The following is a 17,886-nucleotide window of genomic DNA, read 5'->3' on the forward strand; positions in this document are numbered from 1 at the left end:
GAGGAAAATCCAACTTTAAAAGATTGCTATTCGATTTATTAGACATAGTAACTCCAGCACTTCAATAAGGATGAAATGACAGAAGAGCAGGGGTCTTCTGTCATTAAGATTGGTCTTAGCGAGGGGTAATATGGTCATTTGGTTGATTTAATCTGTACCAATCGATATGTCGAGTGAGATACATGATGCAAGCCAATAGACAGAATGAAATGATGGAACCAATTAAGAATGTTTTTCCGCTCGATTGAAGAAGAAAGTAAACCACTACATATAAAGCACTCATGATTGTTCCGAAGAGCAGGGCCGATTTAAAACCTTTCATGATGAAGAATAAATACCAACTAATGAGTGTGACACATGCAGTCGCAGCCAGTAGGTATGCGAATACAAAGTAGTAATATTCACTTATTGCCAATAAAAGTAGGAAAAAGATCCCTTGTGCAAATGCAACGAGCGTATATTGCATTGGGTGAATTCTAAGACCTTTAAGAATTTCAAATAAGAAGAAGCTCGCAAATGTAATCAGAATAATCATTACACCATATTTAAGCGCACGATCTGTTTGACTATAAATGTTTACTGAATCTAGGAATTCTGCACTTATACCGAACTTTTCAGACTCATAATCAAAATTTGTATATAGAGATTCTGAACTTAGAGATCTGAAGCAATCTGTATTTGTGCAACTTGAGAGTCTTGATAAATTGTTTTGACCAATTGCGAGATTATTCCATTGAGCTGTGAATTTTTGATTGTTACTTTTTTTGTTGAATGGAAGAATTTGACCATCGTATTTAACATCTTCCCAATTACCATTTGCTGAGTATTTAAATTCGTCACTGGTTGGTATGAGTGTTAATTTACTTAGCCCATTAATGTTAAGTTTTACATTAAATTTAAAGCCTTGTTGTATTGCATCAATCAATTCAGGATGTTGTGTTGCATTCACCACCATGAAATCGAAGCCAGTTTTATCTTTAGTATCTTTTGTGAAATTAAATTCATAGGTTGTATTTTTAATCAAAATAGTTGGATTAGCATTTAGCCCGCGACTATCGTGTACTGGAAAAACGATTTCAGCTTCATCCCATTTATAATCGTATTTTGGTAGCTGATTTTTATTAAATACACCAATGGCATTCATGTCAGAGTTATAGCTGATTGCTCTGTACATGCTGCGCTTATAGGCATCATTCGTAACGTTTAGTGTTGTTTCCCAAGATGTGCTTTCAGCACCAAGATAGAACCATTTTTTTGTTATACATGTATCAGCTTTTCCTTTTTGATTAACACAATCATTTTTTTGTTGATAAGGAACTCGAATGTATGGAGATACAATACTTTGTCGGCTAATTTGTGATTGAGAAATATCTGCTAAAAAAGATTCTTGATATGCGCGTCGTTCCGATACGAGATTAGATAAGTAATAAAGACCAATACAGAACAGAAAAATAAGTCCGCTAATGGCTAACATTTTGATGGTTAAATAATTTCTTTTCATAGTAGAGCTTCATGTTCATGGTAATGAAACGAAGTTTGCAAAACTAAAATGCGTTTTAAATGAAAAGAAAATGAGTTTTATATGAAGTTTATGTGAAGTTCTTAGGCAACGTAATACTGGCTAAGACGCCTGCATCATGCTGTTCTAGAAACTCAATATTATTCTCAGGAATATTTTGGATATGAACAGTTCCCGAATGTTGATGAATAACATTTTTGACTATGCTTAAACCGATGCCTGAACTGCGTTGTGAAGTTGATGGGCGAGGAAGCGAGAAATAATTTTCAAAAATATGTTCTAAGGCATAATCAGGAATATATTCACCCTCATTGAAGATCTGAACTTGAATGTCTTTCGAAGATATCTCAGCTATGTTAATTGCTAAAACTCCACTAGTTTTTGAGAAATCAATTGCATTGTCGATGAGATTATTTAGGGTTTGGTGGATCCAGAAATAATCAGCACAAATATATATTTCTTTTGAAGTCTTAAATATGAGTTGGATATCTTTTTGTTGAATTAGACTTTTTTGTTGATCGATAACGATATGAATTAATTTAGTTAATTCAAAAGATTGAGGATCTAAATTTTGTTTGGCGTTTTCTAAGCGTGTAAGCAATAACATTCTATCAATTAGGTTTTTTAAACGCTTACTTTGACTTTCAATATGTTGTGCAAACTGTTGTTGATCATTGAGAGGTAAATCATCTTTGAGTAGCTCTGCACTTGCTTGAATTGCAGTAAGAGGGCTTTTTAACTCATGTGTAAGTGTATTTACGTAATGTTCAACATAAGCTTTATCTTCTAGTTTCTCTCGCATCATTTCTACAGCTGTAGTTACTTGATTAAGTTCTTTGGCAGATCTGAAATGTGGAGCTTCATTGACTGGTGCTAAATTCTGCGCATATTTACGAACACGATCGATACTATGCTTTAGCCAGTAAGCCACTAAACTTGCTAAAAATAATGAAATTAAAGAAACAAGCACCGCTTGCTTACTGAGCTGTTTTTCGGCACGTTGAATATAAGGTTGAACCGAACTATTTGGTTTTCCAATACTCACGATACCAATTAATTTTTGTTCATAAAAAATAGGAGCTGCAATATACATCGTACTTGATTCAGGTTTATTCGGATCTGATCGGGTAGAGCGAACGCCATATTTTCCTCTTAGCGTTAAATATACGTCGTTCCATTTAGAATAATCCTGTCCGACTACAAGATGATTTGAATCATAAATTATTCGACCATTTGCATTCGTAATATAAATTTGTTGGCTGATGTCTTTTTTATTGTGTTGCCAAATTTGAGCATTTAACTTACGGTTTAATGCCTTTTGAATTTTTTGATCGAACTCAGGGTTTGCCACTTTATTGTCATAAACATCTTCAGCGACGAGCATGGCAATAATGTTTGCATTCTCCGCCAATGTGTCTTCAACAACCTGACGAATATTGGGTTTAACTTGTTGATTGAATGTATAAGAAATAAACCACAAACCCAACAAAATAATTAAGCCAAAAAAGAACCAGATACGAATAAAGATAGACATAATTTAGTCCATTTTTTTTAGGCTATAACCAAAACCACGATGCGTAATAATTGGATTGTGGAATTCAGAAACATTCTTTAGTTTCTGTCTTAAACTTTTAATATGTGTATCAACCGTTCTTTCTAAGCTATATTCAGGATTTTCCCAAATATGATCCATCAACTGTTGACGGCTAAAGACTTGTTCAGGATATTGAATTAATAGTTTTAAAAGACGGTACTCATAACGCGTTAAATTTAAATCATAGCCTAGATATTGAATTTGTAATAAGTTTTCATTGAAAATCCATGTCTTATTTTTTGTGGTTGATGTAGGCAATTGTTGGTTTTGGGCTGTATTTTGGATTTCCATTCTTCGCCAAATTGCTTTAATACGCGAAACAATTTCACGTGAACTAAACGGCTTTTGACAATAATCATCTGCACCAATTTCTAGTCCAATAATGCGGTCAATCTCATCATTACGTGCGGTCAGAAAAAGTAGGGGAGTTTGAGTGAAAGTTCTTATTTTTTTACAGACATCAAAGCCGTTTATATCAGGCAATCCAACATCTAAAACTATAAAATCGAAAGCATGATTTCCAATGAGTTGAATAGCTTCATTACCTGTGCTTGCTCATTGCACTGTCCACTCTTCACGTTCAAGCGCATAACGTAAGGGCATTAATATTGCGGCATCATCTTCGACACATAGAATTTGTTTTTTATTATGCATTTTCACAAGTAATGAAGTTTTTAAGCTACCCCATTGTATGTTAAAAAAAGAGCAAACAACATCCTCTTTTGTCTGCTCTATTTTACAAGGGTTAAAACCTAATTTTAATCCTGATGTTTAGGCATTAAAGCAGCAACAATTGCTGTTAATAAACAGCCTATTGCAAGGTAAATAGCGACATAATGCCACGAACCGTTGCCCCAAATTACCAATGATGCAGCAATAAACGGGGTGAAACCACCTCCAATGATACTTGCAACTTGGTAGCCAACACCAGCACCACTGTAACGGTATTCTGTACCAAAAAGTGACGTGAAAATAGGTTGATGTACGCTTACCACCATATCGTGAGCAATATTTGCCAGTAATATTGCACCGATAATAATCATCCATGTATTTTGTGCATCTAAAGCCATAAAGAATGGAAACGCAGAAAGAGCACCAATCAATCCACCTAAAACGCACATTTTTCGATGATCAAATTTATCTGCTAACCACGCAAAGAATGGAATACTGAAACAACTAATTGCACCAACCATCAAGGTAATATTAAGGAAAAATTGTTTATCCATACCTAAATTATTGGTTGAATAATTTAGCGCAAAGTTAGTCACCAAATACATGGTGAGTAATTCGGTTAAACGTAAGGCAATAATGTAGAAAAATGCTTTTGGATGTTTGCTGATGGCTTGCAGGATGGGGAGTTTCTGAGGTTTATGATCTGCTTGAACTACTTTTTCCATGAATTCGGTAGATTCATCTTGATCACGGCGAATCCACATGGCAATTGCAATCAGAACGATACTTGCGATAAATGGAATACGCCAAGCCCATTCGGCAAAGGCTTCTTCACCTAAAGTGGTAATAATAATGGATACAGCACCTGTCGCGAGAACTAAACCAACGCCATAACCAATTTGGACTCCGCTAGAATAGAATGCTTTTTTGCCTTTAGGTGCGTTTTCAACTGCCATTAAAGCAGCTCCACCCCATTCACCGCCAACGGCAAAGCCTTGAATCGCACGTAAGGTCACAAGTAAAACAGGCGCCCACCATCCAATAGATGCAAAATTAGGTAATAAGCCAATACCAACGGTGGAAATACCCATCAACACAACAGTTAAAACCAGCATTTTTTTACGACCTAATTTGTCGCCAAAATGTCCGAATACCACACCGCCTAAAGGTCGAAATAGGAAGCCGACTCCAAAAGTTGCGAGTGCTGCTAAAGTTCCCATGTTTTCGCCAATACTTGGGAAAAACTGATCTTTAAAAATGAGTGCGGCAACAATACCGTAAAGAAGAAAGTCGTACCAATCGACCACAGCACCAACAAAGCTACTTAATGCGGCTTTACGTGCGCGTTGTTCTTGAGAAGTTGAATTTTGGGTGTTCAGATTTGAAGGGTTTGCGCTAGACATGCAGGAGAGATTTCCATGAGGTGACAACAGAGATGCCCTGTAATATTCGGATTTGATCATCTCGCCAATCACAGGACAAATTGCTGAAAGTAAAGGTGATTTTCAGCAACTCAGCGCATACATGGATAATGCATCGCCCGAATAGAGTACTCCAAAAAATGCGAATGTGAAGAAGAAATTGATTTATTTTTATTCTTTTGAGTGAAAAATATTCAATTTAAAAAAGTGTTAATCCCAAAGAGAAAGTTGCGGTTGATGCTTTTTCTCAGACAATTGATATACGCCAACACCGACTAATCTAAATTGATCTTCAGACGGTACATGCATTTCAGCTAATAACATGTCTAAAATTTGACGGAGTTCATCTTTATTTTTTAATGGATTTTTAAAACTTTTACTGTGCTGTAAAACTTGAAAATTTTTAAGCTTTAATTTTGCAGATACGCCACGTGCAGCAAGACTTTTCTTTTCCAATATTTCCCAAACTTGATCAATCAGTTGAGGCCAATAGGGGCGACATTGTTCCAAGTTAAGGTCTTGATCAAAAGTGGTTTCTTTAGATATAGATTGGCGTTCACGCTCTGTTTGTACAGCTCGCTCATCAATGCCTTTGGCATATAAAAACAGTTGTTTGCCATATTTACCAAAGTGATGCGTTAAAAAGGCTTCTTCAATGTTGTGTAAATCACCCAAGGTTTCTAAGTTCATTGTTTTTAGTTTTTCTTGTGTGACTTTTCCAACTCCGGGAATTTTTTTTAACTCTAAATTTTGAATAAAATTTTGTACTTGAGATGGTTTGATCACGCAAATGCCGTTGGGTTTATTCCAGTCAGATGCAATTTTTGCTAAGAACTTATTGGGTGCAACACCTGCCGATGCTGTTAGCCCTGTTATTTGAAAAATATCATCACGAATACGCATAGCCACTTCTGTTGCACTGGAAATATTTTGCAAATTTTCGGTTACATCTAAGTAAGCTTCATCAAGTGAAAGTGGCTCAATAATGGGGGTGTATTCTTGGAATATTTGATGAATTTGAGCTGAAACTTCACGGTATTTATTAAAATTAGGTTCAATCACCACCACTTGTGGACAGATTTTTTTTGCTTGAGTCATCGACATTGCAGAACGTAAACCAAAGGTACGGGCAGGGTAGGATGCTGCAGCAATGACCGCACGTGGATGATGCGATGAAATCACCACAGGTAAGTGCTTTAAGTCTGGTTGGTCACGCAGTTCAACAGAAGCATAAAATGCATCCATATCGATGTGTATGATTTTTCGCATGCACGCTTAATATCATTTATTTTGTAAAATCAGTATCGCATTTTTTTAAGGCATGTTGAAGTTTGATTGATTCGTATACGACAGCTTATGTCGGAAGTAATAAAGTCTTTTCATAAAGAAAAAATGTTGGATGAAAGAACCTAAATATTGAAAATAATGATTATTTAGATGAATCTATCAGCTGATTCTTTTGGAGAAATTTTGCCCAATCTTTTTCATCGCCATTAAATACATTCATATCGACAACAGTTGGAATACCTGAAATTTTTCCTTGATTGGTATGTTGCCACATCAACCATTCAGGATTGTCTTTCAAGTCGGGTTTACCTTTGTATTCACGTACCCAGAGTGGCGTATTTTTGAATTCGCCTGCAAGCACAATGTTATAAAAAGTTTTAGAAATATAAAAAATAGGTTGCTTGCCATAATGTTGATAAACCTGATCGTGCATGGTTTGAATTTCTTGGAGCAACTGTTCTTTGGTAAATGTATTGATGCAATTGCTGTCGTATTCTAGGTCGATTACGGGCGGTAAAGCATTGTCTTTATTGGGTACCGTTTCTATAAAATTTTGTGCTTGGATTGTGCCATCACGACAAATTCTATAAAAATGATATGCACCGACTAAAAAGCCTTGTTCACGTGCTTGTAGCCAATTTTCTTGGAATTTACGATCTTTAAAATCACCACCTTCTGTGGCTTTAAGATAAACAAATTTATAGGTTTTAGGGGATATTTTTTTCCATTGAATATCTCCTTGATGATGTGAAACATCGAAGCCTTTAATGGGATATTCATTGGCAGAAGCTGAACGTTGTTGAAAAAAAACAAGATAAATCACGAGCGCAAGACATAATCCTCCAACACCTAAAATGGAGCTATATGTACGTTGATTTAAAATCTTATTTTTTCGTGTGCTCATGATTTAAAAGATAGCTTTATTTAGGTTTATCATACGCTGTTCTAAAATAACAAACCACGTTCATACTGTATGCAATTCACACAGGCGTATTCTTAGGAATTTGCCAAAAAATGGCAGCGGTGATGATATTGATAGTACCTAAAATAATTAAGGTCAAATGGAATGCAGTAGTGATATTTTCTGTGCCTAAATAAGCTGTAAATAGATTCACTAAAGTGCCTGAAAGTGCAACGCCAATACTCATTGAGACCATCATAATCATCGACAAAAAGCTATTGCCACTACTTGCATCTTGTTGTGGTAAATCTTTTAAAGTGAGTGTGTTCATTGACACGAATTGTAGTGAGTTGAGTACGCCAAATATAAAGAAGTGAATTGCACGTAACCAAATAGGCGTATCTGCCGAGGTTAAGGCGAAACTTGCAATACAAGCACCCACTAAAAGTGTATTTACTAAAAGCACTTGGCGATAACCAAATTTTTGAATAATTGGACGGATAATCGGTTTAGATACTAATGAGCCAAGTACCGTTGGAATCATCAATAAACCTGTAATGAAAGGCTCGAATCCAAAAGCAATTTGTAGCATTAAAGGCAATAAAAAGGGTAAGGCATTACCACCTAAACGTGCAAAAAAATTGCCAATAATACCTATCGCATAAACATGATTTTTAAATAATTTACTGCGAAATAAAGCATTTTTATGTGTGTGTGCATGTAATGCATAAAATAAGGATGCCAAGATACCTGTAATAATTAAGCCTAAACTCCACCATAAAGAATGTTGTGGATTGGCAAAGTTTTCAATGCCTAAAGATAAACCAACCATTGCCAATACAAGCAAAATAATACCGACAAAATCGAAAGTAGGAACTGTTGGCTCGGTTACGTTTGGCATGGCTTTAAAGGTGATGAGAACGCCAAGCAAGCCCATTGGAATGTTAATAAGAAAAATCCAATGCCATGTGGCAACCTCAACCATCCATCCACCTAAAGTTGGGCCAATAAGTGGCCCAATAAGTCCTGCAAGACTCATTAAACTCATAGCAGCAAGAAACTGCGTTCGAGGAATAACTTTGAGCATAGCTAAACGCCCAACGGGTAGGAGTAAAGCTCCACCAATGCCTTGAATCACTCGATATGCTAAAAGTTCATTTAAGCTTTCAGCATAGCCACAACCTAAAGATGCAAGAGTAAAAATAATAATGGCAGAAAAATAAGTATTTCGAACACCAAAACGATCTGCAAGCCAACCACTTAAAGGAATACATGCTGCAACCGATAATACATAAGCCACTACAACACTATGCATTTGCAAAGGATCTTCACCCAAACTACGTGCCATAGCGGGAATTGCTGTATTCACAATAGTGGTATCTAGCCCTTGCATGAAAAAGCCGATGGATACCAAAAGTACCAATAGTCGAAATTCAGGTTGTAATGCTTGATGCGTTGGCGTGGCGTTCATAATTGTTACAATTTTGAATTTATGATTAGTCTATCTGAATACATGGAAAAAACATGTTGCGAAAATGCTTATTTATTGAATCTTTGATAAAAATTATAAGTTTCATTTTAAATAAGAAAATTTTAAAACCATTGAAAATTCTCTTTTATATTCATTGTTTACGAAATTTTCATGATTAAAGTAGCATTAAAATGCCATAAACCTGTCATAATCTTGAAAAAATTTTGGTACTGCTAGACATCTGTCTTTGGCAATAAAGGTTTTGTTCTTTATATGACAATCGAAATATTGATGGTGATAGGCTTTTGCTTAGCCGCATACTCTATCGTCGGAAATGATGTACCACAAACACTAGGTACTTTTATTTCATCAAATGCGCATCGTCCGTGGTGGGTGCTTTGGATTTATGTCAGTACAATTTTAGTGATTGTATTGCTTTATGGCTGGTATGCATCAGGCGTTGGTGATGCATCTTATGGCCGTTTAGAAACCATTCCATTCCCTAAAGATGGTGTGACGTGGCTTTATATTGTTCCACCTATTTTACTTATTCTCCTGACGAAATATGGTATTCCCGTAAGTACAACCTTCTTGGTACTTACGATATTTTCACCAAGTAGTTTAAGTTCAATGCTAACGAAATCGATGATGGGTTATGCCGTCGCTTTCGTTGTCGCAATTATTGTTTACCGCTTTGTCATTAAACAAATTTCGATTTATTTCAGTAAAACTCGAGATAAAAAGCCTTCTAATATTTGGATTGGTTTGCAGTGGGTATCTACCGCTTTTCTTTGGAGTCAGTGGCTCATTCAAGATTTAGCAAACATCTTTGTATATGTGCCGCGTCAAGTTCCCTTTGAGTTTCTTGTTTTTGCTATTTCTGTTTTTGTTGTATTGCTTGGTGTGATTTTGTACCAACGTGGTGGTGCAATTCAAAAGATTATTGATACAAAAACAGGTGTTGCAGATATTCGCTCGGCAACCATTATTGACTTTATGTACGCAGTCATTCTTTTGGTGTTCAAAGAGTGGAGCAATATTCCAATGAGTACCACTTGGGTATTCTTAGGTTTACTTGCAGGTCGTGAATTTGCAATGTCGATGCATTTGAATGAAGTAAATAAACATCGAACTTCACGTAATGTGAGTAAGGATGCCATGAAGCTCATGCTTGGTTTAGCGATGAGTGTATTCTTGGCGATGACCTTACCGTGGTTCTATAAATTTGTTTCTGGTTTATAGTTCAAAATATGAGTGTAAAAAAGCGAGCTGAATGCTCGCTTTTTTATGTGCTATTTAAATGCAAATTTAAACCACAAAGCGCTTAGGACAATCTAGGTTGCTTAATGCATTAAAAATTTGTTTTGAAGAATTACATACAATGAGTTTTGCCCGATGTTGTGGCGGTAAAAAGCCTTCTTGAACCGCATGATCAAGTTGGGCAATCAAAGCATCATAAAAGCCATTCACGTTATAAAGCATCATAGGTTTTTGATGTTGATTTAACTGTGCCCAAGTGGCAATTTCTAAAATTTCTTCAAATGTTCCTAAGCCACCAGGTAATGCAACAAAGGCACATGCACGTTCAGCCATCATTGCTTTACGTTCATGCATGGTTCTGACTACATGTAGCTCGGTTAATGTGTTGTGGGCAATTTCATAATCCAACATAAATTCAGGAATCACACCAACAGCTTCACCACCATGTTCAATAACTGTATCTGCAACCTGACCCATTAAGCCAATACTTGCACCGCCATAAACCAAGCCAAGGTTGTGTTCCGTTAAACCTTTGGCAAGCGCAATGGCTTTTTCTTTATAAATTGGATTGTTACCAGAGCGAGAACCACAATAAAGTGCAACGAGTGGTTGGGTTGTTTTAGGAGAGGGATTTTTATATTCAATCATGGGTAGCGCACTATTCATCTTGTTGTCATCTCCTTATCATCTGCTATATTTTTGATTTAGCATAGAGAAAAAATGTGACAGTCATATGGACTTGCATTTAGCTTTAACTCATTTATTTATAAAATGAACAACAAACTTTGTATAAAAAAAGATGATTCTAAATAAAATCTTTCCTATACTAAAAATCTGTTTCACAACAATAGAACCGACATGGGTAGTGGAAGTTGGATTTCCAACGCAATTAGTTCCTTTAATTTTGCAAATTCTTCATTTCAGGTGAATGCGAAATTCGTTAAATCTCAATCTATAGATGGTATTCCGGAGAAGAACGCATGATCTTTGAATGGATGTCCGATCCATCTGCATGGGTGGGATTACTCACACTTGTTATTTTAGAAATTGTACTGGGTATCGATAACCTCGTATTTATTGCAATTTTGGCGGAAAAACTACCACCAGAACAGCGTAATAAAGCACGTATTGTTGGACTACTTTTAGCACTTGGTATGCGCTTAATTCTACTCGCATCTATTGCTTGGGTTGTTACGCTTACCAATCCTTTATTTTATATTTTTGATCATGCATTTTCAGGACGTGACCTTATTCTACTGTTCGGTGGTGTGTTTCTTTTATTTAAAGGCACCATGGAATTACGTGAACGTCTTGAAAGTAAGCCAATGTTCAAAGAAGAAAACCCTGTACATGCTACATTTTGGATGGTTATCATTCAAATTGTTGTTTTAGATGCAGTTTTTTCACTCGATAGCGTGATTACAGCTGTTGGTATGGTGAAAGAACTTTCAGTCATGATGATCGCCGTAGTTATTGCTGTGGGTATTATGCTTTGGGCATCTAAGCCATTGATGGATTTCGTTAATAAACATCCAACAGTGGTTATTCTATGTCTTTGTTTCTTAATGATGATTGGTTTTTCATTATTGGTTGAAGGCTTTGGATTCCATATTCCAAAAGGTTATTTATACGCTGCCATCGGTTTCTCGGTACTTATTGAGTTCCTTAACCAAACCATGCGTCATAACCAAGAGAAAACCGTCACAACAACGGACTTGCGTTACCGTACCGCATCTGCAGTTATGCGTATGTTAGGTGGTAAAGGCGGTACAGAATCTCAAGAAAATCATTCAGAAAATGTATTGGCAACACGTGCTTTTGCAGATGAAGTTTTTGATGAAGAAAATGGTGCTTATCACAGCGTGATGGTACAAGGTGTTTTAGGTTTATCTGAACGCCCTGTGAAGTCTGTGATGACTCCTCGACCAGAGCTTGAATGGATTGATTTAGATGAAGATCAAGAATCGATTCGCGAGCAACTATTAAGTACGACGCACTCACGTTTAATTGTGGCGCATGGTGAACTTGATAATATTGCAGGTGTAGTTCTCACCCATAAAGTGATGAACGAATACATTGAAACAGGTGAGTTGAACTTTGAAGCTCATTTGCGTGAACCTGTGATTGTTCACGAGAATGCACAAGTTTTAATGGTGATGGAACAATTACGCCAAGCACCTCTACAAATGGCACTTATTCTTAATGAATATGGCTCTATTGAAGGGATTGCAACACCAATTGATGTTCTTGAAGCCATTGCAGGTGAATTCCCCGATGAAGACGAACTTGATACAGCAGCAGAAAGCCTTGAAGATGGTTCGCTCATGCTTGAAGGTTCAACAGATATTCGTCATGTATCATTGCTTTTAGGGCGTGATCTTGTCGATGAGTCTGAGCAATATTCAACGCTTTCAGGTTATATCTTATTCCATTTAGGTCATTTGCCTGAAAATGGTGAGAATATTGAAATTGATGGATATATCTTTGAAATTGTGACAATGGAAGGTCAAAAAATCGAAAAAGTTCACATCACTGCAAAAGACAAAACGCAGGAATAAAGTAGCGCTAAATTTAAAACAGATTTAAATATTCAAAATCTGCATGCTAGTTCCGCTAAAATAGCCCGATATTTCGGGCTATTTTTATGGAAAATCAAATGTCATTAAACGTATGTCCTTGCGGTGAAGGCGAATATCAAAGCTGTTGCCAAGCTTTGCATTTAGGTCAAATTAAAGCTGAAACTGCGGCTCAACTTATGCGTTCAAGATATAGCGCATTTGCCAAACATGAAATTGATTACATTGTAAAAACCACAGCTATTGGACAGCAACAGGCTTTAGATGTTCACGCCATTACAGATTGGAGTAAAGCCAATACATGGTTAAAACTCGAAGTTGTGCAAGCCAAAGAGAAGTTAGATAAAAATCATGCGAAAGTCGAATTTAAAGCGCATTATCATGATGGTGAAAAAGAGCACATTCATCATGAAGTTTCACATTTTGTGAAGCATGGTGGTGCATGGTACTTCTTAGATCCAACCACAGACCAAAAAATCACTATGAAACAGCCTTGTATTTGTGGTTCAGATAAAAAATTTAAACAATGTTGTGCGCAATTTTTGTAAATTTATCTGAGATATGCCTTAGAATAGCGCACACTTATTACCCTATACGGAATCAGGGCGATGTTGTTAACCATTATTTATATTATCGCAATTACTGCTGAAGCAATGACAGGCGCTTTGTCTGCGGGGCGGCGCAGTATGGATTGGTTTGGTGTAACGCTCATTGCCTGTGTTACCGCACTTGGTGGCGGTTCTGTTCGAGATGTGCTTCTTGGGCATTATCCTTTAACTTGGGTCAAGCATCCTGAATACTTAGTCCTCACTTGTTGCGCTGCATTTGTCACTATTATTATTGCAAAATGGATGAGTCAATTACGCTCCATCTTCTTAATTTTAGATGCTTTAGGCTTAATTGGTTTTACCATTATTGGTTGCCAAATTGCTTTACAAATGGGACATGGTTTTGTTGTATGTGCTGTTGCTGGGGTATTAACAGGCGTATCTGGTGGTATTTTACGTGATATTTTATGTAATGATGTGCCCTTGGTTTTCCGTCGTGAACTTTATGCAAGTATTTCTTTTGTTTCAGTCATTTGTTATTGGATTTGCGTGGAAATAGGCTTATCACTAGAGTTAACGGTTATTGCTACTTTAATATTTGGTTTTACCCTTCGCTTAATTGCCATTTACTTTGGTTTGGAAATGCCAAAATTTATTTATAAAGAAGATGATGAGCAATCCGCTTCATCGAAAGATGCCTCTTAACTATTCTAAAAAGACCAAGTAACTGCTATAAAAAGTAGTTACTTTTTTAAATTACTCTTATAAAAATAGTAAAAGTATAAAATCCTGTTGGGAAAGCAGTATGCAATCTTTCACCAAATCAGAGATATCGTTATGGATTTAGTCTCACGAGTACAGCGCTTACCTATTGGTAAATTTCATTACACTTTATTGTGGGTCATCGGATTGGGGTGGATGTTCGATGCAATGGATACAGGTCTCATTTCTTTTATTTTGGCAAAAATGTCAGAAGATTGGGCAATGTCACCTACTGAAAAAGGTTGGGTGGTATCTATTGGTTTTGTCGGTATGGCAATTGGGGCAGTCTTTTCAGGTGGTTTGGCAGATAAGTGGGGGCGTAAAACCGTATTTGCCATTACTTTAGTGATTTATAGTATTGCGACAGCTGCTTGTGCATTTGCGCCAAATTTAACGTGGTTATTGGTTTTTCGGTTTATTGTTGGCTTAGGTTTAGGTGGACAATTGCCTGTTGCGGTAACCTTGGTGAGTGAATATATTCCCTCGCATGTTCGTGGTCGTTTTATTGTATTGCTCGAAAGTTTTTGGGGGCTTGGTTGGCTTTGTGCCGCGCTCATTGCTTATTTTGTTATTCCAAAATTTGATTGGCATGCTGCATTTTTAGTGGGTGGTTTACCTGCTTTATACGCTATTGTGATTTGGAAAAAAGTACCTGAATCTATTCCATATTTAATCAATCGTGGTCGAATTGAAGAAGCACATGCATTGGTTCAAAGTTTTGAACGTCAATGTGGTGTAGAAGTTATTGAGACCATTGACGTTAAACCTGTATCAGAAAAGCAAAATGTTTCATTTACACAGTTATGGTCAGGTACTTTTGCTCGTCGCACACTCATGTTGTGGCTTATTTGGTTTGGTATTGTTTATTCGTATTACGGTATTTTTACGTGGTTACCAAGTTTATTGGTGAAAGAAGGCTACACCATCGTCCAATCTTTTGAATATGTTTTAGTGATGATTTTGGCACAGCTTCCAGGCTATGTTGCAGCAGCGTGGTTGGTTGAAAAACTAGGACGTAAGGCGACATTGGCAGGCTTTATTGGCATGTGTGCAGTATCTGCATATTTCTTTGGACAGTCTAATAGCGTTGAGCAAATTGTACTTTGGGGATGCTTGATGTCATTCTTTAATTTAGGTGCATGGGGCGTACTTTATACTTATACACCAGAACAATATCCTACAAATATTCGTGCATTTGGTTCAGGTTGGGCATCTGCAATTGGGCGAATGGGCGGAATTGTAGCGCCATTGGTGGTTACACACATGATGGTGATGAATAATGGTTTTAGCTATGTCTTTATGATGTTTACTGCTGTTTTACTTGCAGTTGCATGTGTCATTTTAGTTTTGGGTGAAGAGACAAAAGGAAAATCACTCGACTCCATTCATTAGGGGTTGGTTATTTTTTAGTTGATCATTTGAAATAAAATGGATACTTTTACGACATAAGACATAAATTGTCGCAGAGTGATACTTCATACCCTTGTATAGAAAACCTCTGCGACATAGCATAAGAACTTAAACACACAAAAACGATTTAGGATAACAAGTTGTTATGACAAGCCTTGCGCATCATGCGACAGAAAACCGTTCCGTAGCAGAATTTACTGAACAAGCTTATTTAAATTATGCCATGTACGTGATTATGGATCGTGCATTGCCACATATTAGCGATGGATTAAAACCCGTACAGCGCCGTATTGTCTATGCAATGAGCGAGTTGGGCTTAAAACACAGTGGCAAGCCAAAAAAATCTGCACGTACTGTGGGTGATGTACTTGGTAAATACCATCCACATGGTGACTCTGCTTGTTATGAAGCAATGGTGCTTATGGCACAGCCTTTTAGTTATCGTTATCCTTTTATTGAAGGGCAAGGAAACTGGGGTTCGCCAGACGATCCTAAATCATTCGCTGCAATGCGTTATACCGAAGCAAAACTTTCACAATATAGTGAAGTGTTGTTATCTGAATTAGGTCAAGGCACTTGCGATTGGCAAGACAACTTCGATGGTTCAATGAAAGAACCTGTGAATTTGCCTGCACGTGTGCCAAACATTCTATTAAACGGTACGACAGGTATTGCCGTAGGTATGGCGACAGATATTCCGCCACATAACTTACGTGAAGTCGTAAAAGGTACAATTGCGTTAATTCGCAACCCAAACATCACAGATGAAAAAGTTGCCGAATATATTCCTGCACCAGATTTACCAACGAATGCAGAAATTATCACAGCACCTGAAGAATTATTAAAAATTCAAACGACAGGGCGCGGTAGTTATCGCGTTCGTGCAGTTTATAAAATTGAAAAAAATGAAATTGTGATTACGGATTTACCGTATCAAGTTTCAGGATCTAAAATTATTTCGCAAATTGCAGACCAAATGCAGGCGAAAAAATTGCCATTGGTTGCAGATTTACGAGATGAATCTGACCATAAAAATCCAACACGTTTGGTGATTGTTTTACGTTCAAATCGAATTGATGCAGAAGCGGTGATGAGCCACTTATTTGCAACGACAGATTTGGAATCGAGCTATCGCGTCAATATGAACATGATTGGTGCCGATGGTCGTCCACAAGTGAAATCTATTCGTAAAATTTTGCTTGAATGGATCGAAATTCGTAAACAAACGGTCACACGTCGTCTGCAATATCATTTAAATAAAATTGAAAAGCGTCTTCATATTTTGGGTGGTTTAATTATTGCCTATTTGAATATTGATGAAGTTATTCAAATTATTCGTGAAGAAGATCAGCCTAAACCTGTGCTGATGTTGCGTTTTAATATTGATGAAGTTCAAGCGGAAGCCATTTTAGAACTCAAATTACGTCATTTGGCGAAACTTGAAGAAATGGAAATGCGTCGCGAGCAAGAAGAATTAGAAGCTCGTGCTGCAATTATTCGTGAACAGTTAGCAAATCCTGAATCTTTAAAAGCTTTGATTATTGATGAGCTTAAAGATGATGCGAAAAAATATGGTGACGATCGACGTTCACCAATCGTGCAACGTGCAACGGCTGAAGCAATTAACGAACAAGATATGTTACCAGCAGATCCTGTGACAGTAGTACTTTCAGAAGCGGGTTGGATTCGCAGTGCAAAAGGTCACGAAGTCGATGTTGAAAATTTAAATTATCGAGCAAGTGATAAATATTTAAGCCATGCACAAGGCAAGTCAAATCAACGTGTTTATGTATTAGATGAAGCAGGGCGCAGTTATGCACTTGCTATAAACACTTTGCCATCTGCACGTGGTATGGGCGAACCTTTAAGCTCAAAACTTGCACCAGCAAGTGGCATTGGCTTTAAACAAGTCTTTATTGCAGATGATGAAACTGAAATTTTAGTCGCAAGTAACAAAGGTTATGGTTTCAAAACACATGCTAAGCAATTAGATACCAGTGCAAAGGCAGGTAAAGCATTTTTAAGCTTGCCTGAAGGCGCATCTGCACTAGATTTACAAACTATTGACGGTGCTACGCATCTAGCTGTATTAAGCTCTGCGGGTCGGTTATTGGTTTTAGATTTAGAAGAATTACCTTCATTAAATAAAGGTAAGGGTAATAAATTGATACAACTTGATGCGAAAGATCAAATTTTATCCATGACAACTCTTAACTTAGATGAAATAATTCAACTGCTTGCAGGACAGCAACAACTAAAACTAAAAGGTGATGACCTTCAAAAATATGTAGGTAAAAGGGGAACCAAGGGGCAACTTTTACCACGAGGTTATCAAAAAGCAAATAAACTGTTCATTCAAAGATAATGCTAGCATCTATTAAACAAAATACGTTATATATGCAAAGTGTTCAAAATGGATGCAGTATTAAGCACAAAAAGTTAAATAATGAGCTTAGTACTGAAAA

The 17,886-nt window shown here is 36.9% G+C and carries 13 protein-coding genes and 1 pseudogene; 6 read left to right on the forward strand and 8 right to left on the reverse strand.

Features of this window, described 5'->3' with window-relative positions; all coding sequences use genetic code 11:
* Positions 1 to 115 precede the first annotated feature (115 nt).
* The 7 genes and pseudogenes from creD to mdtD form a co-directional block, all read right to left on the reverse strand.
* Entirely contained in the window at positions 116 to 1,501 is a 1,386-nt protein-coding gene (creD, locus tag GTK57_RS06885; RefSeq protein WP_163122068.1) for a cell envelope integrity protein CreD, read from the reverse strand.
* Between the two features lie 88 nt (positions 1,502 to 1,589).
* Positions 1,590 to 3,053 (reverse strand): two-component system sensor histidine kinase CreC, encoded by a 1,464-nt coding sequence (creC, locus tag GTK57_RS06890; protein WP_163122071.1) that lies wholly within the window; start codon positions 3,051 to 3,053, stop codon positions 1,590 to 1,592.
* A 3-nt stretch (positions 3,054 to 3,056) separates the two neighbouring features.
* Positions 3,057 to 3,767 (reverse strand): annotated as a pseudogene (gene creB, locus GTK57_RS06895) (two-component system response regulator CreB).
* Between the two features lie 104 nt (positions 3,768 to 3,871).
* A complete protein-coding gene (gene shiA, locus GTK57_RS06900) occupies positions 3,872 to 5,188 on the reverse strand; it encodes a shikimate transporter (protein WP_163122076.1) in 1,317 nt (438 codons plus the stop codon).
* A gap of 228 nt (positions 5,189 to 5,416) precedes the next feature.
* Complete coding sequence (gene dinB, locus GTK57_RS06905) at positions 5,417 to 6,475, reverse strand: DNA polymerase IV (protein ID WP_163122092.1); 1,059 nt, start codon at positions 6,473 to 6,475, stop codon at positions 5,417 to 5,419.
* Positions 6,476 to 6,635: 160 nt separating this feature from the next.
* A complete protein-coding gene (locus tag GTK57_RS06910; protein ID WP_163122095.1) occupies positions 6,636 to 7,397 on the reverse strand; it encodes a glycoside hydrolase family 25 protein in 762 nt (253 codons plus the stop codon).
* Between the two features lie 76 nt (positions 7,398 to 7,473).
* The gene (mdtD, locus tag GTK57_RS06915) at positions 7,474 to 8,865 is read right to left on the reverse strand and encodes a multidrug transporter subunit MdtD (RefSeq protein WP_163122098.1); all 1,392 of its coding nucleotides are present in this window, start codon (positions 8,863 to 8,865) and stop codon (positions 7,474 to 7,476) included.
* A 273-nt stretch (positions 8,866 to 9,138) separates the two neighbouring features.
* Between mdtD and GTK57_RS06920 the strand changes: the two genes are divergently transcribed.
* Positions 9,139 to 10,107, forward strand: a complete 969-nt coding sequence (locus GTK57_RS06920; RefSeq protein WP_163122101.1) for a hypothetical protein — start codon at positions 9,139 to 9,141, stop codon at positions 10,105 to 10,107.
* Between the two features lie 66 nt (positions 10,108 to 10,173).
* On the opposite strand, the gene GTK57_RS06925 is transcribed toward GTK57_RS06920, so the two are convergent.
* Positions 10,174 to 10,791: an LOG family protein gene (locus tag GTK57_RS06925; protein ID WP_152873752.1), complete on the reverse strand. Its 618-nt coding sequence runs from the start codon at positions 10,789 to 10,791 to the stop codon at positions 10,174 to 10,176.
* 314 nt (positions 10,792 to 11,105) lie between these two features.
* Here GTK57_RS06925 and GTK57_RS06930 point away from each other — a divergent pair, with 314 nt between their 5' ends.
* The 5 genes from GTK57_RS06930 to parC all read left to right on the forward strand — a co-directional run bounded on the left by GTK57_RS06930 (position 11,106) and on the right by parC (position 17,786).
* A complete protein-coding gene (locus GTK57_RS06930) occupies positions 11,106 to 12,683 on the forward strand; it encodes a TerC family protein (RefSeq protein WP_152873751.1) in 1,578 nt (525 codons plus the stop codon).
* A gap of 98 nt (positions 12,684 to 12,781) precedes the next feature.
* Positions 12,782 to 13,249 carry a YchJ family protein gene (locus tag GTK57_RS06935; RefSeq protein ID WP_152873750.1) on the forward strand — a complete coding sequence of 156 codons (468 nt, stop codon included), beginning with the start codon at positions 12,782 to 12,784 and terminating at the stop codon, positions 13,247 to 13,249.
* 60 nt (positions 13,250 to 13,309) lie between these two features.
* The gene (locus tag GTK57_RS06940) at positions 13,310 to 13,954 is read left to right on the forward strand and encodes a trimeric intracellular cation channel family protein (protein WP_152873749.1); all 645 of its coding nucleotides are present in this window, start codon (positions 13,310 to 13,312) and stop codon (positions 13,952 to 13,954) included.
* A gap of 132 nt (positions 13,955 to 14,086) precedes the next feature.
* The gene (niaP, locus tag GTK57_RS06945) at positions 14,087 to 15,403 is read left to right on the forward strand and encodes a niacin transporter NiaP (RefSeq protein ID WP_163122104.1); all 1,317 of its coding nucleotides are present in this window, start codon (positions 14,087 to 14,089) and stop codon (positions 15,401 to 15,403) included.
* Positions 15,404 to 15,566: 163 nt separating this feature from the next.
* The gene (gene parC, locus GTK57_RS06950; protein ID WP_152873747.1) at positions 15,567 to 17,786 is read left to right on the forward strand and encodes a DNA topoisomerase IV subunit A; all 2,220 of its coding nucleotides are present in this window, start codon (positions 15,567 to 15,569) and stop codon (positions 17,784 to 17,786) included.
* The last annotated feature ends 100 nt before the right edge of the window (positions 17,787 to 17,886 follow it).

The organism is Acinetobacter portensis, from assembly GCF_010646905.1.
GTDB lineage: Bacteria > Pseudomonadota > Gammaproteobacteria > Pseudomonadales > Moraxellaceae > Acinetobacter > Acinetobacter portensis.

Coding starts and splice junctions, on each gene's coding strand:
- creD (WP_163122068.1), bottom strand. CDS start 1,501: ATGAAAAGAAATTATTTAACCATCAAAATGTTAGCCATTAGCGGACTT.
- creC (WP_163122071.1), bottom strand. CDS start 3,053: ATGTCTATCTTTATTCGTATCTGGTTCTTTTTTGGCTTAATTATTTTG.
- shiA (WP_163122076.1), bottom strand. CDS start 5,188: ATGTCTAGCGCAAACCCTTCAAATCTGAACACCCAAAATTCAACTTCT.
- dinB (WP_163122092.1), bottom strand. CDS start 6,475: ATGCGAAAAATCATACACATCGATATGGATGCATTTTATGCTTCTGTT.
- GTK57_RS06910 (WP_163122095.1), bottom strand. CDS start 7,397: ATGAGCACACGAAAAAATAAGATTTTAAATCAACGTACATATAGCTCC.
- mdtD (WP_163122098.1), bottom strand. CDS start 8,865: ATGAACGCCACGCCAACGCATCAAGCATTACAACCTGAATTTCGACTA.
- GTK57_RS06920 (WP_163122101.1), top strand. CDS start 9,139: ATGACAATCGAAATATTGATGGTGATAGGCTTTTGCTTAGCCGCATAC.
- GTK57_RS06925 (WP_152873752.1), bottom strand. CDS start 10,791: ATGAATAGTGCGCTACCCATGATTGAATATAAAAATCCCTCTCCTAAA.
- GTK57_RS06930 (WP_152873751.1), top strand. CDS start 11,106: ATGATCTTTGAATGGATGTCCGATCCATCTGCATGGGTGGGATTACTC.
- GTK57_RS06935 (WP_152873750.1), top strand. CDS start 12,782: ATGTCATTAAACGTATGTCCTTGCGGTGAAGGCGAATATCAAAGCTGT.
- GTK57_RS06940 (WP_152873749.1), top strand. CDS start 13,310: ATGTTGTTAACCATTATTTATATTATCGCAATTACTGCTGAAGCAATG.
- niaP (WP_163122104.1), top strand. CDS start 14,087: ATGGATTTAGTCTCACGAGTACAGCGCTTACCTATTGGTAAATTTCAT.
- parC (WP_152873747.1), top strand. CDS start 15,567: ATGACAAGCCTTGCGCATCATGCGACAGAAAACCGTTCCGTAGCAGAA.